The sequence below is a fragment of the Paraburkholderia sprentiae WSM5005 genome (assembly GCF_001865575.2).
Lineage (GTDB): Bacteria > Pseudomonadota > Gammaproteobacteria > Burkholderiales > Burkholderiaceae > Paraburkholderia > Paraburkholderia sprentiae.
In genome coordinates this window covers 3,021,654-3,042,160 of sequence record NZ_CP017561.2, presented here as the reverse complement: position 1 = coordinate 3,042,160, position 20,507 = coordinate 3,021,654, and the positions used below count along the sequence as shown (strand labels likewise).

Here is a 20,507-nt window from a genome sequence, read left to right as displayed (position 1 = left end):
CGGAGCGGCTTTTTTGCGCGCTGAAACTGGGCCAGCCGATCAGCCGATCCGCTTCGCCAGCTCGACGGCCTTGCCGATGTACGAGCCAGGCGTCATCGCGAGCAGGCGGTCCTTCGCGTCCTGCGGAATCGCCAGGCCGCCGATGAAGCTCCGCAGTGCCTCGCGCGTGATGCCCTTGCCGCGCGTCAGCTCCTTCAGCTGCTCATACGGATTCTCGATGCCGTAACGGCGCATCACGGTCTGCACCGGCTCGGCCAGCACTTCCCAGCAGTTGTCGAGGTCGTCGTTCAGACGCTGCGCGTTCACTTCGAGCTTGTCGAGGCCGCGGATCAGCGAGTCGTACGCGAGCAGCGAGTAGCCGAACGCGACGCCGATGTTGCGCAGCACCGTCGAGTCGGTCAGGTCGCGCTGCCAGCGCGATACCGGCAACTTGTCGGCGAGGTGACGCAGCGTCGCGTTCGCGAGGCCGAGGTTGCCTTCGGAGTTTTCGAAGTCGATCGGGTTGACCTTGTGCGGCATCGTCGACGAGCCGATCTCGCCGGCCTTCGTGCGCTGCTTGAAGTAGCCGAGCGAGATGTAGCCCCACACGTCGCGGTCCAGGTCCAGCAGGATCGTGTTCGCGCGCGAGATCGCGTCGAACAGCTCGGCCATGTAGTCGTGCGGCTCGATCTGGATCGTGTACGGATTGAACGTGAGCTTCAGACGGTTTTCGACGACGTCCTTCGAGAACGCTTCCCAGTCGAATTCCGGATACGCGGATAGGTGCGCGTTGAAGTTGCCGACCGCGCCGTTCATCTTGCCGAGCAGCTCGACCTTCGCGATACGCTCGATCGCGCGCGCGAGACGCGCGGCGACGTTGGCGAGTTCCTTGCCGAGCGTGGTCGGGCTGGCCGGCTGACCGTGCGTGCGCGACAGCAGCGGCTGGGCGGCCTGCGCGTGCGCGAGCGCGACGAGGCGTTGATGCACCGAGCGCAGCGCCGGCAGGATCACGTGTTCCCGCGCGCCGGCCAGCATCAGCCCGTGCGAGGTGTTGTTGATGTCTTCGGACGTGCACGCGAAGTGGATGAACTCGCTCGCGCGCTCCAGTTCTTGCTGACCCTTGACCGATTCCTTCAGCCAGTACTCGACCGCCTTCACGTCGTGGTTCGTCACGCGCTCGATTTCCTTGATGCGCGCGGCGTCGTGCGCGGTGAAGCGCTCGGCCAATTGCAGCAGGAACTGCTCGGACGCGTCGGAGAAGCGCGGCACTTCGGCGAAGCCGGCGCGCGACAGCGCGATCAGCCAGTGGACTTCGACCGTCACGCGATTGCGCATGAAGGCGGCTTCCGAGAGCCAGTCGCGCAGGGCTTCGGTTTTGGCGGCATAGCGGCCGTCGAGCGGGGAGAGCGCGTTCAGCGCGAACAGAGTGTCGGGGCGGGTGTCGGACATGGTGAGGACCGGGTTGAGGCGTTGAGCGCTCAGCGAGCGGATCGGAAACGGAGGGAACCGTGGATTTTACCACCGCGATCCGAGGCGGCCGCCCGGATGCGCCGGCCACGCCTCGCGCCGCTAGAATGCAGACTTCCTCCCTCTCGCCGGCAAGCGCAATCGCATGGAACTGAAATGGCTCGAAGACTTCATTTCGCTCGCGGAAACGCGTAGCTTCAGCCGCTCGGCCGAATTGCGCCACGTCACGCAGCCTGCCTTCTCGCGCCGCATCCAGGCGCTCGAAGCGTGGCTCGGCACGGAACTGATCGATCGTTCTGTTTATCCGACGCGGCTCACGGCCGCCGGTCAGGTGTTCAACGAGCAGGCGCTCGCGATGCTGTCGCAATTCCACGAGGCGCGCGCGTTGCTGCGCGGCCACACGGCGACGCCGCAGGCGACCATCGAATTCGCGGTCCCGCACACGCTGTCGCTGACGTACTTTCCGCGCTGGCTGCAGCGCATCGAGGCGCAGATGGGCCCGATCCATACCCGGCTGCGCGCGCTGAACGTGCATGACGCGGCGCTCTCGCTGGTGGAAGGCGGCTGCGATCTGATGATGGGCTATCACCATCCGAGCCACCCGGTCGCGCTCGACCCGGCACGCTACGACATGCTGACGCTCGGCCACGAGCCGATCAGCCCGTTCTCGGCGCCGGCCCGCGCGGGCAGGCCGCGCCATACGCTGCCGGGCTCGGCCGATGCGCCCGCGCCGTATCTGTCGTACACGCCGAACGCGTACCTCGGGCGCATGACCGAGGTGATTCTCGCGAACGCGCCGCAGCGCCTATACCTGGACCGGCTCTACGAAACCGACATGGCCGAGGGGCTCAAGGCGATGGCGCTCGCCGGTCACGGCGTCGCGTTCCTGCCGCATAGCGCGGTCGAAGACGCGGTAGCCGAAGGCCGGCTGATCCGCCTCGATCGCGCGACGCGGGGCACGCCCGAAGGCCAGCTAACGCTCAGCATGGAGATTCGCCTGTATCGCGACAAGCTCGCCGCGAAAAGCGACGACGCGCGCCAGATCCTCGTGCGGCAGTTATGGGACGTGGTGTCGGAGGAGCTCAGGCAGGGCGCCGCCTGACGACGCGAATTTGCAGCTTTCCGAACGTTATGCAAGAAAAACATAACGGGATAAGGAAACGGCATTGGATTTCGATACGGCGTTTTTCCACAATGCCCGTATTCGATCAAACGCCGGAGCGTTCATGTCATCCCAGCAACACGCCGCAGAATCGGTTCAAGCCGCCTCAACGTTGCAGTCCGTTCCCTCCTACCTCAATCGCGAAGACCTCGGCCCCTGGGGCAACTATCTGCGCCAGGTCGACCGGGTCGCGCCGTATCTCGGTTCGCTGTCGCGCTGGCTCGAAACCCTGAAGCGCCCGAAGCGCATTCTGATCGTGGATGTGCCGATCGAACTCGATAACGGCACGGTCGCCCACTTCGAGGGCTATCGCGTGCAGCACAACGTGTCGCGCGGTCCGGGCAAGGGCGGCGTGCGTTATCACCAGGACGTTACGCTCTCCGAAGTGATGGCGCTGTCGGCGTGGATGTCGGTGAAGAACGCGGCGGTGAACGTGCCGTACGGCGGCGCGAAGGGCGGCATCCGCGTCGATCCTCGCACGCTGTCACGCGGCGAGCTCGAGCGCGTGACGCGCCGCTATACGAGCGAAATCGGCATCATCATCGGACCGAATACCGACATCCCCGCGCCGGACGTGAACACGAACGAGCAGATCATGGCGTGGATGATGGACACGTACTCGATGAATCAGGGCCAGACGGCCACCGGCGTCGTGACTGGCAAGCCGATCACGCTGGGCGGCTCGCTCGGCCGTCGCGAGGCGACCGGCCGCGGCGTATTCGTGGTGGGCTGCGAAGCGGCTCGGCGCATCGGCTTCGACATCGAAGGCGCGCGTATCGCGGTGCAGGGCTTCGGCAACGTCGGCGGCATCGCCGCGCGTCTGTTCCAGGAAGCGGGCGCGAAGGTTGTCGCGGTGCAGGACCACACCGGCTCGCTGTACAAGTCCACCGGCATCGACGCGGTCGCGTTGCTCGCTCACGTCGCGAAGACGGGCGGCGTCGGCGGCTTTGCCGAAGCCGACGCGATCGCCACCGAAGAGTTCTGGACGGTCGAATCGGACATTCTGATTCCGGCGGCGCTGGAAAACCAGATCACCGAAAAGAACGCCGGCAAGATCAGGACGAAGATCATCGTCGAGGGCGCGAACGGCCCGACCACCACGGCGGCCGACGACATCCTGCACGACCGCGGCATCCTGGTGATTCCGGACGTGGTCGCAAACGCGGGCGGTGTGACGGTGTCATATTTCGAATGGGTGCAGGACTTCTCGAGCTTCTTCTGGACCGAGGACGAGATCAACGAGCGCCTCGAGCGTGTGATGCGCGAAGCGTTCGCGGCGGTGTGGCAGGTGTCGAGCGAGCAGAACGTGTCGGTGCGCACCGCGGCGTTCATCGTCGCGTGTAAGCGGATTCTGCAAGCGCGCGAGATGCGCGGCTTATATCCCTGATCGACTCTGTCCTATCTTGTTTCAAACGGCGGTTGCGCGGCCCGGTTTGCGGGCCGGGAGGCACAATCGCCGCCATTTTGTGCATCAGCGCGGTCCACAAGACGGCGTGTTTGACCGGCGGGCGGCATCCTATCGATGCCGCCCGCCTTCTCATATGCGAAACGGCTGCACGACGGCGCCGCGATCCATCGCGGCGTACGCGCAACAGAATGGTTAATAGCGATACTTTCAGAAAAATTACTTTGTTACACTGGCGCCGGTTCTTGCCAAGGAGATCAAGATGAAGATTAAAAAAGCTGCGCTGCTGCTCGCGACTCTCGGACTATTTACGGTTGGCGCGCACGCGCAAGACTCGGGCACGCTGAAGAAGATCAAGGATACGGGCGTCATTTCGCTGGGTCATCGCGAATCGTCGATTCCGTTTTCCTATTACGACGAGAAGCAGAACGTGATCGGCTACTCGCAGGATTACGCGATGAAGGTGGTCGAGGCCGTCAAGCAGAAGCTGAACATGCCGAACCTGAAGGTGAAGCTCGTGCCGGTCACGTCGCAGAACCGCATTCCGCTCGTGCAGAACGGCACGGTCGACATCGAGTGCGGCTCCACCACGAACAACCTCGAGCGCCAGCAACAGGCCGCCTTCACGAACACCATCTTCATGATCGGCACGCGCCTGATGACCAAGAAAGACTCCGGCATCAAGGACTTCCCCGACCTCAAGGGCAAGACCGTCGTGACGACCGCCGGCACCACGTCCGAACGCCTGCTTCGCAAGATGAATCAGGACAAGAACATGGGCATGAACATCATCAGCGCGAAGGATCACGGCGAGTCGTTCCTGACGCTGTCGACGGGCCGCGCCGCCGCATTCATGATGGACGACGCGTTGCTCGCCGGCGAGCGCGCGAAGTCGAACAATCCGGGCGATTTCGTGATCGTCGGCACGCCGCAATCGCGTGAGGCGTACGGCTGCATGCTGCGCAAGAACGACCCCGACTTCAAGAAGGTCGCCGACGACGCGATCGCGAAGGTGCAGACGTCGGGCGAAGGCGAACAGATCTATAAGCGCTGGTTCGAATCGCCGATCCCGCCGAAGGGCCTGAACCTGAACTTCCCGATGAGCGACGACATGCGTGCGCTGTTCAAGAATCCCAACGACAAGGCAATCGACTAACGTAGCTGCTTTTTCGACACTTTCGAAACGCTGAACGGAACGGAAGGGGCCACGCGCTTCTTCCGTTTCTTTTTGCCGGAGTCTTGGTCATGTCATATCACTGGAACTGGGGCATTCTGCTGAGTCCCGTCTCCACGGGCGAGCCGACCACCTACCTGGGCTGGCTGCTGTCGGGGCTGTGGGTGACGGTCACCGTGTCGTTGTCGGCATGGGTGATCGCGCTCGTCGTCGGCTCGCTGTTCGGTGTGCTGCGCACGGTGCCGAACAAATGGGCGTCGGCCGTCGGCACCGTCTACGTCGCGGTTTTCCGCAACATTCCGCTGATCGTGCAGTTCTTCATCTGGTATCTCGTGATACCGGAGCTGCTGCCTGTGTCGATCGGCAACTGGTTCAAGCAATTGCCGCCGGGCGCGCAATTCTTCTCGTCGTCGATCGTGTGTCTTGGGCTCTTCACCGCCGCGCGCGTATGCGAGCAGGTGCGCTCGGGCATCAACGCGTTGCCGCGCGGCCAGCGCGCAGCCGGTCTCGCGGTGGGCTTCACGCAATGGCAGACGTATCGCTACGTGCTGCTGCCGGTCGCGTACCGGATCATCGTGCCGCCGCTCACCTCCGAGTTTCTGAACATCTTCAAGAACTCCGCGGTCGCCTCGACGATCGGTCTGCTCGATCTGTCCGCGCAGGCGCGTCAGCTCGTCGACTACACGTCGCAAACTTACGAGTCGTTCATCGCGGTTACGGTCGCCTACATGCTGATCAATCTGATCGTGATGCAACTGATGCGCTGGGTCGAAGCGAAGACCCGGCTGCCCGGCTATATCGGAGGCAAGTGATGCATCATTTCGACTGGAGCGGTATTCCGGGCGCGCTGCCTACGCTATGGACCGGCGCGATCATCACGTTCAAGATCACGCTGATCGCAATCGTGTTCGGCATCATCTGGGGCACCATTCTCGCGCTGTTTCGACTGTTGTCGATCAAGCCGCTCGAATGGTTCGCGAAGGGCTACGTGACGCTCTTCCGTTCGATCCCGCTCGTGATGGTGCTGCTGTGGTTCTTCCTGATCGTGCCGCAGGTGCTGCAAAGCGTGCTCGGTCTGTCGGCCGACATCGACATCCGGCTCGCCTCGGCGATGGTCGCGTTCTCGCTGTTCGAGGCCGCGTATTATTCCGAGATCATCCGTGCCGGCATTCAGGCGGTGCCGCGCGGCCAGGTCAACGCGTCGTTCGCGCTCGGCATGACCTATGGGCAGGCGATGCGCCTGATCGTGCTGCCGCAGGCGTTCCGCGCGATGGTGCCGCTGCTGCTCACGCAAGGTATCGTGCTGTTTCAGGACACATCGCTCGTCTACGTGATCAGCCTCGCCGATTTCTTCCGCACGGCCACGAATATTGGCGATCGTGACGGCACGAACGTCGAGATGGTACTGTTCGCGGGCGCGTGTTATTTCGTGATCTGCGTGATCGCGTCGAGCCTCGTCAAAGGTCTTCAGAAAAAGGTCGCAAGATGATCTCTATCAAGAATGTTTCGAAGTGGTACGGCCAGTTCCAGGTGCTGACCGACTGCACGACGGAAGTCAAAAAGGGCGAAGTGGTCGTGGTGTGCGGGCCGTCCGGTTCGGGCAAGTCCACGCTGATCAAGACCGTCAACGGACTGGAGCCGTTCCAGAAAGGCGAGATCGTCATCAACGGCCAGTCGCTGACCGACAAGAAAACCAATCTGTCGAAGCTGCGCTCGAAGGTCGGCATGGTGTTCCAGCACTTCGAGCTGTTCCCGCATCTGTCGATCGTGCAGAACCTGACGCTCGCGCAGGTGAAGGTGCTCGGCCGCTCGAACGACGAGGCGACCGCGAAGGGCTTCAAGCTGCTCGAGCGCGTGGGTTTGCGCGCGCATGCGGACAAGTATCCGGCGCAGTTGTCCGGTGGTCAGCAGCAGCGCGTGGCGATTGCGCGCGCGCTGTCCATGGACCCGATCGCGATGCTGTTCGACGAGCCGACCTCGGCGCTCGATCCGGAGATGATCAACGAAGTGCTCGACGTGATGGTCGAACTCGCGCAGGAAGGCATGACGATGATGTGCGTGACGCACGAAATGGGCTTCGCGAAGAAGGTCGCGCATCGCGTGATTTTCATGGACAAGGGTTTGATCGTCGAAGACGACCGCAAGGAAGACTTCTTCGCGAATCCGAAGTCGGATCGCGCGAAGGATTTTCTCGCGAAGATTCTGCACTGAGGGTTGGCGCGCAGGCCTCGTTTCGGGGCCCGCGCGGGACGAAAAAAAGCCGCTCAGTGTGAGCGGTTTTTTTTTGCGGCGTAGGTGACGGCTGCGGGTTACGACCCGAACGCTGCCGCGTCATCGGCGGCTTCGAGATCGGTTTCGCTGTCGGCTGAAAGCGTGGTTCCGCTGGTGCTCACCGCGTGCGCGCCGCTCGACGCCGCGATCGTCGTAGCCGACGCCGATGCGTCGAGCGCCGGATTGCGCAACTTGTCGAGCACCGACTGCGGCACCGGGATATTGGCGCGGCCGATCACGTCGCCATGCTGGAACATCAGCAGATCGCCGGGCTCGAACGCGGTCCACACTTCGTTGTCGGTCAGCGGCTTGGTCGCGATCACCGCGACGCGGTCTTCGGGCGTCGTGTATTTGGCGAAATCGATCGACACGTCCGCGTCGACCAGATGCGCGGTCGAAAACGGCCAGCGACGCACGAGGTAATGCAGATGCGTCGAGCAATGCGCGAACAGCGCCTGGCCGTTCGACATCAGGAAATTGAACACGCCGTATTGCGTGATTTCACGCGTGAGCGCCTCGAGCGCGGCAAACAGTTCGTCAAGCGGCGGCTGCTGCGCGCCCGGGAACGCCTTGCGCAGTCCTTCGAGCAGCGAGCAGAACGACAGTTCGCTGTCGGTCGTGCCGACCGGCTGATACACGCCGTTCAACTCCGGCGCGTAAGCCTGCAGATCGCCGTTGTGCGCGAAGATCCAGTGACGTCCCCACAGTTCGCGCATGAACGGGTGGCAGTTTTCGAGCAGGATGTGCCCTTGCGTCGCCTTGCGGATGTGCGCGATCGTGTTTTTCGATTTGATCGGGTAGCGCTTGACCATCTCGGCGATCGGCGACGTGGCCGACGATTGATGATCGATGAACAACCGGCAGGCCTTGTCTTCGAAGAAAGCGATGCCCCAGCCGTCGGCATGGTGATCGGTGACGCCGCCGCGCGCCGCAAAGCCCGTGAAGGAAAACGTGACGTCCGTCGGCGCGGCGCAGTTCATTCCGAGAAGTTGGCACATGTTGCAGGTGAGCCTGTGAACGGAGTGAGCCGTTACAATGATGATCTTCCAAGCATATCACCGAGCCGAATACGCCAAATAGCGAAATTGACCTGTGTTTGGGCCGCTACAACGCGGTTTGACGGTCGATCAGCGAGGCGCGTGAAGTCTCGAATTCCTGCCATGACTGCTTCCAACGTTTCCCCCGATTCCGTCACGCTGGTCCGCCCGGACGACTGGCACCTGCACGTGCGCGACGGCGCGATGCTCGCGGCCGTGCTACCTGACACCGCGCGCCAGTTCGGTCGCGCAATCATCATGCCGAACCTGAAGCCGCCCGTCACCACGACCGGAATGGCCAACGCGTATCGCGAGCGCATCATCGCCGCGATTCCCGAGGGCGCGAAATTTGAGCCGCTGATGACGCTCTACCTGACCGACAACACGCCGCCCGACGAAATCCGCCGCGCGCGCGAAAGCGGCTTTGTGCACGGCGTGAAGCTATACCCGGCGGGCGCGACGACGAACTCCGACGCGGGCGTCACCGATTTGATGAAATGTGCGAAAACGTTGGAAGTGATGCAGGAACTCGGCATGCCGCTGCTCGTGCATGGCGAGGTGACGGATTCGGACATCGATCTGTTCGATCGCGAGAAGGTCTTCATCGATCGCGTGATGATGCCGTTGCGACGCGCGTTTCCGGCGCTAAAGGTCGTCTTCGAGCACATCACGACGAAAGACGCGGCCGACTACGTCCGCGAAGCGGGCGTTGCGCCGGAACTGCTTGGCGCTACGATCACCGCGCACCATCTGCTGTACAACCGCAACGCGATTTTCCAGGGCGGCATCCGTCCGCATTACTACTGCCTGCCGGTGCTCAAGCGCGAGACGCATCGCGTCGCGCTGGTCGAGGCAGCGACCTCCGGCAATCCGCGCTTCTTCCTCGGTACCGACAGCGCGCCGCATCCGAAGGGGCTCAAGGAGCATGCGTGCGGCTGCGCGGGCTGCTACACGGCGCTGCACGCGCTCGAGCTGTACACCGAAGCGTTCGACAAGGCCGGCGCGCTCGATAAGCTCGAAGGCTTCGCGAGCTTCCACGGTCCGGACTTCTATCGTCTGGCTCGCAATACGGAGAAGGTGACGCTGCGTCGCGAGGAATGGACGCTGCCGGCCGAACTGCCGGCCGGCGACACGCCGGTGGTACCGCTGCGAGGCGGCGAGTCGATCGGTTGGCGTCTCGTTTGAGGCCACGATAGATGTGGGAGCGTGAGGCGGGGCCGCGCATTGCGGATGACGACGCCGCGGCGACAGCGGGTTCGGCGGCAGCGCATGAAGCCGCGGTCAAAGTTGCGCGCGGCATGGCGCCCGAGCCTCTGCCGTCACGCTTCGCCGCGATCGACTGGTCGAAGCCGTGGTTCGCGCAGTTCGCCGCGCGCGGTCAGCGCTGGCAGCAAGCCGCGCTGACCGGCTACGCGGATCTGCTCGCCGCGATGAACATTGACGCCGCTCAGATGCAACAGACCACCGGCCGCGGCCAGCGTCTCGCGTTCATCGCGCAGGATGATCTGCCACCGGGCGCGCCGTACGAGGGGCATATCGCGTCGAGCGGATGTGTGCCGACGCGCCACAATCTGCACGACTTCTTCAATGGTTCGATGTGGTTCGCGTTTCCGCGCATCAAGGCGGCGCTCAACGCGCGCCAGTCCGCGGAACTCGAGCTGCTCGGCGTCGGCCCGATGCGTGGCGGCGTGCGCGACATGCTGACCCTTTTCGACGAAAACGCGCTGCTGTTCGCTTGCGCCGATCCTTCGCTCAGCATCGCGCTACGCGGCTTCGATTGGCAGACGCTATTCGTCACGCGGCGCGATGCGTGGGGACGGGGCTGCGAAGTGCGTTGTTTTGGCCATGCGCTGCTGGAAAAGCTGATCGCGCCGTTCAAGGGCTGCACCGGCCATGCGTGGATCGTCGACGTGCCTCCCGACTATTTCGAACGTGACCCCGCCGCGCGCGACGCGTGGCTCGACGAGGCGGTCAGCGCGGCGCTGCTCGACACCGACGTCTTGACCAGCCGCATGTTCGCGCCGCTGCCCGTGCTCGGCATTCCGGGCTGGTGGCGCGAGAATGAATCGACGGCGTTCTACGACGACACGTCCGTGTTCCGAACGGGGCGCCGCAAGCGCTAGGCGCATCCCTGTTCGGTGTTAAAATCCGCGCCAGCAAAGCAGGCCAGGCAGTCGCGGCTTCGACGGCTTCGGCCAACGAGGGCGAGGAAAGTCCGGACTCCACAGGGCAGGGTGATGGCTAACGGCCATCCGTGGCGACACGCGGAACAGGGCAACAGAAAGCAAACCGCCGATGGCCCGGCGCAAGTCGGGATCAGGTAAGGGTGAAACGGTGCGGTAAGAGCGCACCGCGGCTGTCGCAAGGCAGACCGGCACGGTAACCTCCACCCGGAGCAATTCCAAGTAGGCAGGCGCGCATCTTCGCGATGCAGGATGGGGCCCCCGTCTCGTCTGCGGGTAGGAAGCTTGAGCGCGTCAGTAATGGCGCGCCTAGAGGAATGGCTGCCACGCGCGTCGCGTCTTCGGACCCGGCGCGTGCACAGAATCCGGCTTATCGGCCTGCTTTGCCGCTGAATAGAAAAGCCGGCGTCCGTTGGGACGCCGGCTTTTTCATGTGGGGCGCGGATCGCAGCCTTGGCCGCTATCGCTGTCGCGCTCAGAGCGCGACGATGTCGAACGAATGCGTGAGCTCGGCGGTCTTCGCGATCATGATCGACGCCGAGCAGTACTTGTCGTGCGACAGATTGATCGCGCGCTCGACGGTCGCCGGATTCAGATTCTTGCCGGTCACCGTGAAGTGGAAGTGGATCTTCGTGAACACCTTCGGATCTTCGCTCGCGCGTTCGGCCTTCAGCGTCACCGTGCAGCCGGCGATCTCCTGGCGGCTCTTCTTCAGGATCATGACGACATCGTAGGCGGTGCAGCCGCCGGTGCCGAGCAGCACCATTTCCATCGGACGCGGCGCGAGGTTGCGGCCGCCACCTTCGGGCGCGCCGTCCATCGCGACCAGATGACCGCTGCCCGTCTCGGCCGCGAACGCCATCCCGTCTTGCCCCATCCAGCTTACTTTGCATTCCATGCTGTCACTCCCACCGCGCATCGCTTAGTCGAAACGGCATTGTAGCCCGGTGCCTGACGGTCAGCGCACGCTGGGCGCATCGCGAGGTTATGCATGGTATTTGCTGTTTTGCTGCAGTGCGAAACGGACGGGCGGTTCCTGAATTGCGCAAGCCATTGGGGTTTCGCTCTAAGCGATGTGTTATCCGATCGGCGTCGTTTAATCATGAATCATCGATGCAAAAGGAGTTTCGATGAACGCACCCTCACGCGCGGCATCTGCCACATTATGAAATCACATTTCGCAATGCAGATGTTCTTGCGCCGTCCAAGGGCGGCCCTTATAATTCGTCTCATCGTCGCAGCAGTTGTGCGATCTCCGCTGTCTCCTCCACCTCCTCCTTTGGTGGATTAAACCCGAGCCGCTCGTTCGGGTTTTTTTTCGCCCATGTCTGCGCCCGCGTTTCCCCCGGTTTCGGACCGCTCGTGGCAAGCGCATCGCAGGTTTTGACTTGCGAGCACAAATTCCTTTATAATTCAGGGCTTTTCCGCATCCGCGCCCGCGGAGGAAGAACCAGGGAGAGCCTGCACGCGCCTCGATGCGCACACTACAAGCAGGAAAGAACACATTGGGCGCAGCAATTTTTTTGGATCGATCATGAAGACGTTTTCCGCAAAAGCCCATGAGGTGACGCGCGAATGGTACGTGATTGACGCGACGGATAAGGTTCTCGGGCGTGTCGCCAGCGAAGTGGCACACCGTCTTCGCGGCAAGCACAAGCCTGAATTCACTCCCCACGTCGACACTGGTGATTTCATCATCGTCATCAACGCTGGCAAGCTGAAGGTCACGGGCAACAAGGTTACCGACAAGAAGTACTACCGTCACTCGGGCTACCCGGGCGGTATCTATGAAACGACGTTCGGCAAGATGCAGGAACGCTTCCCGGGCCGCGCGCTCGAGAAGGCGGTCAAAGGCATGCTGCCGAAGGGCCCGCTCGGCTACGCGATGATCAAGAAGCTGAAGGTCTACGCTGAAGCAACGCATCCGCATTCGGCGCAACAGCCGAAGGCGCTCGAGATCTAAGGGGAGCCCACATGATCGGTAACTGGAATTACGGCACGGGCCGCCGCAAGAGCGCCGTCGCACGTGTGTTCATCAAGGCAGGCAAGGGCGACATCGTTGTGAACGGCAAGCCCATCGCCGACTACTTTTCGCGCGAAACGTCGCTGATGATCGTGCGTCAACCGCTGGAACTGACGAACCACGGTGTCACGTTCGACATCAAGGTCAACGTGACGGGCGGCGGTGAAACGGGTCAAGCCGGCGCGGTTCGCCACGGCATCACGCGCGCGCTGATGGACTATGACGCGACGCTGAAGCCGGAACTGTCGAAGGCTGGCTTCGTTACACGTGACGCTCGTGAAGTCGAACGTAAGAAGGTCGGCTTCCACAAGGCACGTCGTCGCAAGCAGTTCTCGAAGCGTTAATCGTTTCGGACGCGAACCGGGCTTCGCGCCGGTTTGCAGCACAAGCCGCCAACGCCATGCGCGAAGGCGGCTTTTTTCATGGTTTGCCGGGGTTCGTGCGCCGGTCTCGTTCGTTCAAGCGACAACGGCTCGTCTTGCACCGATCTTGCAGCAAGAACCCATTGATTTTGTGGACTTCAGCACGATATCCGGAACAGCCCTACAATATCGGTTAAAGCTTTTTGGAGAGTTCGAATGAACGCAGTCACCGACACCCCCGTGACCGAAATGCCGGCCCCCTTCGTCTTCACCGACGCAGCGGCTGACAAGGTCAAGCAACTGATCGATGAGGAAGGCAACCCGGAGCTCAAGCTGCGCGTGTTCGTGCAGGGCGGCGGCTGCTCAGGATTCCAGTACGGCTTCACGTTTGACGAAGCGATCAACGAAGACGACACCGTGATGAACAAGAGCGGCGTCCAGCTGCTGATCGATTCGATGAGCTACCAGTACCTGGTCGGCGCAGAGATCGACTACAAGGACGACATCAACGGCGCGCAGTTCGTCATCAAGAACCCGAACGCGAGCACGACCTGCGGTTGCGGTTCGTCGTTCTCGGTCTGAGCGAAGAGGCCCTTCGCGCCACAGTGAAAACGGGGCTTGGCCCAAATGCCGTTCAGTTGAGGTCTCTTTTGAGGACTCGAACGGTATAACGAAACGAGCTTGATTTGACGGCCCGAGCGCAAATGCGCCCGGGCCGTTTCTCATTGGGGCGTTGGTTGCGTGAGCCTGTCCTTCAGGCGTGTGAGCAGCGCAGGCAATTTGCCGTACGAGCGCGTCACGTCCGCCCATGTCATTTCGTACCGAATGGTCCGGCGGCCTCGAAACGCCTTTGATCCGTCAGCGACGTGAGCAAAATCCGTTGCCGACCACGTACATCGACGACAAGCGCGCGCCGTGCATTTCTCAGCGCGGATAGATGGCGCCCAACACCCGCTCCGCGGACGCCCCAGTCACGCTTGGCAGACTGCCCGGCAGACGCGCGAGGCAGCGCATCGCGAGCCACGCGAATGCGAGCGGTTCGACCTGGCTCGGCGGCACGCCGAGCGCGTCGGTCGTCATCACGGGCACGCCGCTTACGCCGCTGTCTTCGAGCGCCTGCTGCAACGCCTTCATGATTTCCGGATTGCGCGCGCCGCCGCCGCACACATACACGGCGCGCGCGTCCGATGCATGCCGCTCGATCTCGCGTGCGACCGTCACCGCGGTCAGTGCGACCAGCGTCGCCTGTACGTCGGCGGGTGCGAGCGCGGTGAACGCTTCGAGCTTCGCATCGAGCCATGCGGTGTTGAACAGATCGCGGCCGGTGCTCTTTGGCGGCTGTTCGGCGAAGAACGGTTCGTCGAGCAACGCGTTCAGCAGCTTGCGATCGACCTGGCCGCTCGCCGCGAAATGACCGTTTTCGTCGAATGGCTTGCCGAGATGGCGCTCGGCCCACGCGTCGAGCAGCGCGTTCGCCGGCCCGCAGTCGAAACCGCGCACCCCGCCGGTCGCGTTCAGGATGGTGATGTTGCTGATGCCACCAAGATTGCAGACGACGCGCGTTTCGTTCTTCGCGCCGAAGACCGTCGCGTGAAAAGCGGGCACGAGCGGCGCGCCCTGACCGCCGGCCGCGACATCGCGGCTGCGGAAATCGGCGACCACGTCGATATGCACCATTTCCGCGAGCAGCGCCGGGTTGTTGATCTGCCGCGTATAGCCTTTTTCCGGCCGATGCCGCACGGTCTGCCCATGCACGCCGATCGCGCGGACGTTATCGGCCGATACACGGCTGTCTCGCAGCAGATCGTGGCAGCACACCGTGTAGCGGGTGGCGAGCGCGTTGGCGGCGAGCGCCTCGCGTTCGATCTCGTTGTCGCCCGGCTGCTGCAGCGCGAATAGCGCCTCGCGGATGCCGGCCGAAAAGCCGACAAACGCCTCGGCCAGCACCTCGGGCGGCTTCCCTTCCGTAAACCGGACAGCCACGCCGTCCACACCGTCCATGCTGGTACCCGACATCAATCCGAAATAGATGCCTTCTGCGGGGTCTTGCGCCACGTCGCTGCTCCTGTCGATGTTCATTGCGATTGGTTGTAGCAGATTATCGGCACCAGCGCGGCGCAAAGATGAGCGCGGCGCGGGTGTCGCGCGTGCGTCCGCGCCGGCGCATCTATGGGACAATCCTGTTTTTTCGCGACTTCACGTTTCCAGCATGAGCACCGAGTCCACCCAGCCCAATCCCGCTTCCGCCTTCCCGATCACCGACGAAGTCCGTCACGCGCTCGCCGTGACCAAGCGCGGTGTCGACGAACTGCTGATCGAGGACGAATTCGCGCAAAAACTCGCGCGCAGCGCGGCTACGGCCAAACCGCTGCGCATCAAGCTCGGGCTCGATCCAACCGCGCCCGACATCCATATCGGCCACACGGTCGTGCTAAACAAGATGCGCCAGCTGCAGGACCTTGGCCACACGGTGATTTTCCTGATCGGCGATTTCACGTCGCTGATCGGCGATCCGTCCGGGCGTAACGCGACCCGCCCGCCGCTCACGCGCGAGCAGATCGAATCGAACGCGAAGACCTACTTCGAGCAGGCCGCGCTCGTGCTGGATCGCGACAAGACCGAGATCCGCTACAACAGCGAATGGTCGATGCCGCTCGGCGCCGACGGCATGATCAAGCTCGCGTCGCGCTATACGGTCGCACGCATTCTCGAGCGCGAGGACTTCACGAAGCGCTTCCAGGGCGGCGTGCCGATCTCGATCCACGAATTCCTGTACCCGCTGATGCAGGGCTACGACTCGGTCGCGTTGAACGCGGACCTGGAACTCGGCGGCACGGACCAGAAGTTCAATCTGCTGGTCGGTCGCGAACTGCAGAAGCAGTACGGCCAGGAGCAGCAGTGCATCCTGACGATGCCGTTGCTCGAAGGGCTCGACGGCGTCGAGAAGATGTCGAAGTCGAAGAACAACTATATCGGCATCAGCGAAAAGCCGACCGACATGTTCGGCAAGCTGATGAGCATCTCCGACACGCTGATGTGGCGTTACTTCGAACTGCTGTCGTTCCGTCCGCTGGACGAGATCGCCGGCTTCAGGCGCGAGACCGACGCGGGCCGCAATCCGCGCGACTTCAAGGTGATGCTCGGCCAGGAAATCGTCGCGCGTTTCCACTCGCAGGCGGACGCCGAGCGCGCGCTCGAGGACTTCAATCATCGCGCGAAGGGCGGCGTGCCTGACGATATCCCGGCCGTGACGCTCGCGGGCGCACCGCTTGCGATCGGCCAGTTGCTGAAGCAGGCGAACCTCGTGCCGTCGACGAGCGAGGCGCTGCGCAACATCGAACAGGGCGGCGTGAAGATCGACGGTACGGCGGTGTCCGACAAGGGGTTGAAGGTCGAAGCGGGCGAGTACGTCGTGCAGGTCGGCAAGCGCCGCTTCGCGCGCGTGACGCTGACGGCGTGATCGCGCTGATCCAACGCGTGCGGCGCGCCGAAGTGCGCGTCGCCGATCGTGTGACCGGCGCGATCGACGCAGGCCTGCTCGCGCTGGTCTGCGCGGAGCGTGGCGATACCGAAGCTGCGGCCGACAAGCTGCTCGCCAAGGTGCTCGGCTACCGCGTCTTCAGCGACGCGGCCGGCAAGATGAATTTGTCGGTGCAGAATCTCGACGGCGCGGGGCGCGCGGGCGGACTGCTGCTGGTGTCGCAGTTCACGCTCGCCGCCGATACCAACAGCGGCCTGCGCCCGAGCTTCACGCCGGCCGCGCCGCCCGATGAAGGCAAGCGCCTGTTCGACTACTTCGTCACGGCCGCGCGCGCGAAGCATCCGATCGTCGAGACCGGCGAGTTCGGCGCGCAGATGCAGGTGTCGCTCGTCAACGACGGGCCGGTCACGTTCTGGTTGCAGACCAACGCGTGACCGAGCGCTAACGTCGCGCCGTCGCCGCAGGCGAGGCGCGCGGCTGCTTTTTGCGACAATAGCCGCTCGACACACCCGCGAACGGCACCTCTCTCTCTCATGACGACGCAGATCCTGTTTATCCGGCACGGCGAGACCGACTGGAACCGCATCAAGCGCATTCAAGGTCACATCGACATTCCGCTCGCGACGACGGGCGTCGCGCAAGCGAAGCGTCTCGCGCAGCGCCTCGCCGACGAGGCGAAGCGGGGCACGCGGCTCGACGCGATCTATTCGAGCGATCTGCAGCGCGCGCAGCAGACCGCGCAGCCGATCGGCGATGCGCTCGGCCTGCCGCTGCAATCGCGCGAGAATTTGCGCGAACGCTCGTACGGCGCGTTCCAGGGCCATGACAGCGACGAGATCGCGCTGCGTTTTCCCGACGAATACGCACAGTGGCAAACCCGCGATCCCGGCTTCGCGCCGCCCGAGGGCGAGTCGCAACGCGTGTTCTACCACCGCATCGTGCATGCAATCGAGCCGCTCGTCGCCGCGCATCCGGGTGGGCGCATCGCGTGTGTCACGCATGGCGGCGTGCTCGATTGCGTGCGCCGCTTTGCAAGCGGTATGCCGCTCGACGCACCGCGCGATTACCCGTTGCTGAACACCAGCCTGAACATCGTGGATTACGTCAACGGTCGCGCGACGATCGTATCGTGGGCGGACGTATCGCATCTCGACGCGGGCAGCGCCGACGATGACGGTTTGAGGAAGGGGCCGGAGCCGAAGCGCTAACCAGACGCGGGCGATGGCCCTACCCGCGCGCCGTGTTCAATCCTGCTGTCGCGCCGCCGCCGCACGCCGCCGTGCCCGCTTCGATACCCCATTGACCAGCGCCCAGCGAATCACCGGTGCGACGATCCGCACGCCAGGCCGCGCGAACGTTCGACGCAGCGCCGCGTAGCGACTCAAGCCGAGCATCGTCTGCGCCCAGTCGGGCAACAGATCGACCCCGGCGTTGAGCATCAGCGTGCCGGCGGGCCGCATCGCGAAGCTCGGTGCCGGCGCGTTCATCAGAATCCTGACGACTTCGCGCGTACGCTCGCTCGCGACTAGCGCGGGCCGCATCGCGAGCAGGTACGCCTCGATTTCGGCGCGCGAGCGGGGAATATCGACCGCGCCGAGCATTTCCGCGATGCGCGCGGTTTCCGCGAAGTATTGATCCTGCGCGGCGACGGACAGCACCGGATTCACATAGCGCAGATGCGCGGTCATGAAGCTCGACACTTCGGCGACGTGCACCCACGTGAGCAGCGCGGGCTCGCTCGCGCGATACGCCTGGCCGTCCGGCGCAACGCCGCTCACGTCGAGATGAATGCGCTTCACGCGCTCGATCAGCGCGAGCGCATCGTTCTTGCTGCCGTACGTCGTGCCGGCGATGAACGTCGCGGTGCGACGCAGCCGGCCCAGGATGTCGGTGCGAAAGCTCGAGTGATCCCAGACGCCCGCGAGCGCGAGCGGATGCAGCGCCTGCAGCAGCAGCGCGCTGATGCCGCCCGTCATCATCGACGTGAAGTCGGCGTGGACTTTCCAGCAGACGGAGTCGGGCCCGAACAGGCCCGGATCGCCCGGCGGTGACGAGTAGTCGAGCATTGGGCCACTGCCGGTCGTCAGATGCGTGACGCCGGCGGCGAGCTTCGAGCGCAGGCGGTGGGTGAGGCGCTGCGTGAACTTGCCGGACGGGCTGCCGGCGGGATTGACGGGTGAAGGGTTGGATGGGCCGGGTTGCTCGGTCTGGTCGGACATCCTGGTCGGCCTCGTTGCGTGACTCAGTTCGTGGAATCCCACAGACCCGGCAGCGCGCTCGACGCGTCCGGCGCGGCCAGCCCAAAATGCCGGTAGGTGAGCAGCGTGGCGACGCGGCCGCGCGGCGTGCGCTGCAGGAAGCCCTGCTGGATCAGATAGGGTTCGAGCACGTCTTCGATCGTGTCGCGCTCTTCGCCGATTGCCGCCGCGAGATTGTCGACACCGACCGGGCCGCCGTCGAACTTGTACAGGATCGCTTCGAGCAGCTTGCGGTCCATCAGGTCGAAGCCGACCGCGTCGACGTCGAGCATTCTGAGCGCGGCGTCGGCCACCTGCGCGGTGATGTTGCCGTCGGCCTTCACTTCGGCGAAGTCGCGTACGCGCCGCAGCAGGCGGTTCGCGATACGCGGCGTGCCGCGCGCGCGGCGGGCGATTTCGACCGCGCCGTCCGGATGGATCTGCGCGCCGAGCAGCGCGGCCGAACGCGTGACGATGCGCGCGAGCTCTTCCGCGTTATAGAACTCCAGTCGCGCGACGATGCCGAAGCGGTCGCGCAGCGGATTGGTCAGCATGCCCGCGCGCGTGGTCGCGCCGACCAGCGTGAACGGCTGCAGATCGAGCTTCACGCTGCGCGCGGCCGGCCCCTCGCCGATCATGATGTCGATCTGATAATCCTCCAGCGCCGGATACAGGATTTCCTCGACGACCGGCGAAAGCCGGTGGATTTCGTCGATGAACAGCACGTCGTTGGCTTCGAGATTGGTGAGCAGCGCGGCGAGGTCGCCGGCGCGTTCGAGCACCGGGCCCGACGTTTGCCGCATATTGACGCCCATCTCGCGCGCGATGATGTGCGCGAGCGTGGTCTTGCCGAGGCCCGGCGGCCCGAACAGCAACACATGGTCGAGCGATTCGGACCGGCGCTTCGCGGCCTCGATGAAGATTTCCAGCTGTCCGCGCACTTTCTCCTGCCCGACATATTCCTCGAGCTGACGCGGGCGCAACGCGCGCTCGAACGCTTCTTCGTTCGGCGACACAGGCGTGGCCGCGATGATGCGCTCGGCGGCGAGTTTGTCGGTTTCGATCATGCGGTCATTGTACCGTGCGTGGCCTGGAGCTTAGCCCTTCGACAGCGCCTTCAACGCGAGCTTGATGCCCTCGGACACGCCGGTGCCGGCCGGCACGTTCTTGACCGCCGCGAGCGCTTCCTTTTCCGAGTAGCCGAGCGCAAGCAGCGCGTTGAGGATGTCGGATGCGTGATCGGATGGCGACGCGGCGCCCGCCATCGCGCCGAGGTCGGCGCCGAGCTTGCCCTTCAGTTCGAGCAGCAGCCGCTCGGCGGTCTTCTTGCCGATGCCCGGCACACGAGTCAGGCGCGCGGCGTCCTGCATGGTGACGGTCTGCGCGAGCTCCGCGACGCTCATGCCGGACAGCACCGCCAGCGCCATGCGCGCGCCGATGCCGGAAATCTTCAGCAACTCGCGGAACGTCGCACGTTCCTGCGCGGTGCCGAAGCCGTACAGCAGATGCGCGTCCTCGCGCACGATCATCTGCGTGAGCAGCACGACGCGCTCGCCGGTCGACGGCAGGTTGTAGAAGGTGCTCATCGGCACATCCACTTCGTAGCCGACGCCGTTGCAGTCGACGAGCAGATGCGGCGGGTTTTTTTCCAGCAGAACGCCGGCGATGCGACCGATCATGGCGGATTAGTTTTCAGAGTCGGATGGGAAAGCGCGAGTGTAGCGCA

At 63.8% G+C, this 20,507-nt stretch carries 21 protein-coding genes and 1 other RNA gene; 15 read left to right on the top strand and 7 right to left on the bottom strand.

All coding sequences use genetic code 11. The annotated features are described in order from the left end of the window. Window positions 1-39: 39 nt before the first annotated feature. Window positions 40-1,428 (bottom strand): adenylosuccinate lyase, encoded by a 1,389-nt coding sequence (gene purB / locus BJG93_RS13810; RefSeq protein WP_027198830.1) that lies wholly within the window; start codon window positions 1,426-1,428, stop codon window positions 40-42. A gap of 163 nt (window positions 1,429-1,591) precedes the next feature. Here purB and BJG93_RS13805 point away from each other — a divergent pair, with 163 nt between their 5' ends. From BJG93_RS13805 to BJG93_RS13780, 6 genes are all read left to right on the top strand, one after another. Continuing rightward, window positions 1,592-2,548: a LysR family transcriptional regulator gene (locus BJG93_RS13805; RefSeq protein WP_027198829.1), complete on the top strand. Its 957-nt coding sequence runs from the start codon at window positions 1,592-1,594 to the stop codon at window positions 2,546-2,548. Between the two features lie 124 nt (window positions 2,549-2,672). Continuing rightward, complete coding sequence (locus BJG93_RS13800; protein ID WP_027198828.1) at window positions 2,673-3,995, top strand: Glu/Leu/Phe/Val family dehydrogenase; 1,323 nt, start codon at window positions 2,673-2,675, stop codon at window positions 3,993-3,995. Window positions 3,996-4,275: 280 nt separating this feature from the next. Continuing rightward, on the top strand, window positions 4,276-5,169 hold the full coding sequence (locus tag BJG93_RS13795; protein ID WP_027198827.1) for a glutamate/aspartate ABC transporter substrate-binding protein: 894 nt from the start codon (window positions 4,276-4,278) through the stop codon (window positions 5,167-5,169). Between the two features lie 89 nt (window positions 5,170-5,258). Beyond that, on the top strand, window positions 5,259-5,999 hold the full coding sequence (locus BJG93_RS13790; RefSeq protein ID WP_027198826.1) for an amino acid ABC transporter permease: 741 nt from the start codon (window positions 5,259-5,261) through the stop codon (window positions 5,997-5,999). Beyond that, on the top strand, window positions 5,999-6,676 hold the full coding sequence (gltK, locus tag BJG93_RS13785; RefSeq protein WP_027198825.1) for a glutamate/aspartate ABC transporter permease GltK: 678 nt from the start codon (window positions 5,999-6,001) through the stop codon (window positions 6,674-6,676). Before BJG93_RS13790 ends, gltK begins: the two co-directional genes overlap by 1 nt. Beyond that, window positions 6,673-7,398, top strand: a complete 726-nt coding sequence (locus BJG93_RS13780; protein ID WP_027198824.1) for an amino acid ABC transporter ATP-binding protein — start codon at window positions 6,673-6,675, stop codon at window positions 7,396-7,398. The genes gltK and BJG93_RS13780 overlap by 4 nt, the downstream gene beginning before the upstream one ends. 98 nt (window positions 7,399-7,496) lie before the next feature. Here the strand turns inward: BJG93_RS13780 and BJG93_RS13775 are convergent, their stop codons facing one another. Continuing rightward, complete coding sequence (locus BJG93_RS13775) at window positions 7,497-8,456, bottom strand: class II glutamine amidotransferase (RefSeq protein WP_082194661.1); 960 nt, start codon at window positions 8,454-8,456, stop codon at window positions 7,497-7,499. A 162-nt stretch (window positions 8,457-8,618) separates the two neighbouring features. Here BJG93_RS13775 and pyrC point away from each other — a divergent pair, with 162 nt between their 5' ends. The 3 genes from pyrC to rnpB all read left to right on the top strand — a co-directional run bounded on the left by pyrC (window position 8,619) and on the right by rnpB (window position 11,067). After that, window positions 8,619-9,680 (top strand): dihydroorotase, encoded by a 1,062-nt coding sequence (pyrC, locus tag BJG93_RS13770; protein WP_027198822.1) that lies wholly within the window; start codon window positions 8,619-8,621, stop codon window positions 9,678-9,680. Between the two features lie 11 nt (window positions 9,681-9,691). Next, complete coding sequence (locus BJG93_RS13765) at window positions 9,692-10,618, top strand: DUF3025 domain-containing protein (protein WP_027198821.1); 927 nt, start codon at window positions 9,692-9,694, stop codon at window positions 10,616-10,618. A gap of 35 nt (window positions 10,619-10,653) precedes the next feature. Next, window positions 10,654-11,067: RNase P RNA component class A (rnpB, locus tag BJG93_RS13760), an RNA gene on the top strand. An 86-nt stretch (window positions 11,068-11,153) separates the two neighbouring features. Here rnpB and BJG93_RS13755 read toward each other — a convergent pair. Further along, a complete protein-coding gene (locus BJG93_RS13755; RefSeq protein ID WP_027198820.1) occupies window positions 11,154-11,576 on the bottom strand; it encodes an OsmC family protein in 423 nt (140 codons plus the stop codon). A gap of 636 nt (window positions 11,577-12,212) precedes the next feature. Here BJG93_RS13755 and rplM point away from each other — a divergent pair. The 3 genes from rplM (at window position 12,213) to erpA (ending at window position 13,645) form a co-directional block, all read left to right on the top strand. Beyond that, window positions 12,213-12,641 (top strand): 50S ribosomal protein L13, encoded by a 429-nt coding sequence (gene rplM, locus BJG93_RS13750; protein WP_027198819.1) that lies wholly within the window; start codon window positions 12,213-12,215, stop codon window positions 12,639-12,641. An 11-nt stretch (window positions 12,642-12,652) separates the two neighbouring features. Next, the gene (gene rpsI / locus BJG93_RS13745) at window positions 12,653-13,045 is read left to right on the top strand and encodes a 30S ribosomal protein S9 (RefSeq protein WP_011489810.1); all 393 of its coding nucleotides are present in this window, start codon (window positions 12,653-12,655) and stop codon (window positions 13,043-13,045) included. Between the two features lie 234 nt (window positions 13,046-13,279). Beyond that, the gene (gene erpA / locus BJG93_RS13740) at window positions 13,280-13,645 is read left to right on the top strand and encodes an iron-sulfur cluster insertion protein ErpA (protein ID WP_027198818.1); all 366 of its coding nucleotides are present in this window, start codon (window positions 13,280-13,282) and stop codon (window positions 13,643-13,645) included. Window positions 13,646-13,987: 342 nt separating this feature from the next. On the opposite strand, the gene BJG93_RS13735 is transcribed toward erpA, so the two are convergent. Further along, entirely contained in the window at window positions 13,988-15,118 is a 1,131-nt protein-coding gene (locus tag BJG93_RS13735) for an anhydro-N-acetylmuramic acid kinase (RefSeq protein WP_027198817.1), read from the bottom strand. Between the two features lie 154 nt (window positions 15,119-15,272). On the opposite strand from BJG93_RS13735, the gene tyrS reads away from it, so the two are divergent. The 3 genes from tyrS (at window position 15,273) to BJG93_RS13720 (ending at window position 17,752) form a co-directional block, all read left to right on the top strand. Then, entirely contained in the window at window positions 15,273-16,523 is a 1,251-nt protein-coding gene (gene tyrS, locus BJG93_RS13730) for a tyrosine--tRNA ligase (RefSeq protein ID WP_027198816.1), read from the top strand. Continuing rightward, window positions 16,520-16,978 carry a D-aminoacyl-tRNA deacylase gene (dtd, locus tag BJG93_RS13725; protein WP_027198815.1) on the top strand — a complete coding sequence of 153 codons (459 nt, stop codon included), beginning with the start codon at window positions 16,520-16,522 and terminating at the stop codon, window positions 16,976-16,978. Before tyrS ends, dtd begins: the two co-directional genes overlap by 4 nt. 99 nt (window positions 16,979-17,077) lie before the next feature. Further along, window positions 17,078-17,752: a histidine phosphatase family protein gene (locus BJG93_RS13720; RefSeq protein WP_027198814.1), complete on the top strand. Its 675-nt coding sequence runs from the start codon at window positions 17,078-17,080 to the stop codon at window positions 17,750-17,752. A gap of 36 nt (window positions 17,753-17,788) precedes the next feature. Here the strand turns inward: BJG93_RS13720 and BJG93_RS13715 are convergent, their stop codons facing one another. The 3 genes from BJG93_RS13715 to ruvA are packed head-to-tail and all read right to left on the bottom strand — an operon-like array spanning window position 17,789 to window position 20,460. After that, the gene (locus BJG93_RS13715; protein ID WP_027198813.1) at window positions 17,789-18,763 is read right to left on the bottom strand and encodes an oxygenase MpaB family protein; all 975 of its coding nucleotides are present in this window, start codon (window positions 18,761-18,763) and stop codon (window positions 17,789-17,791) included. A gap of 23 nt (window positions 18,764-18,786) precedes the next feature. Beyond that, window positions 18,787-19,848 (bottom strand): Holliday junction branch migration DNA helicase RuvB, encoded by a 1,062-nt coding sequence (gene ruvB / locus BJG93_RS13710; protein WP_027198812.1) that lies wholly within the window; start codon window positions 19,846-19,848, stop codon window positions 18,787-18,789. A gap of 30 nt (window positions 19,849-19,878) precedes the next feature. Continuing rightward, window positions 19,879-20,460: a Holliday junction branch migration protein RuvA gene (ruvA, locus tag BJG93_RS13705; protein ID WP_027198811.1), complete on the bottom strand. Its 582-nt coding sequence runs from the start codon at window positions 20,458-20,460 to the stop codon at window positions 19,879-19,881. Window positions 20,461-20,507 lie beyond the last annotated feature (47 nt).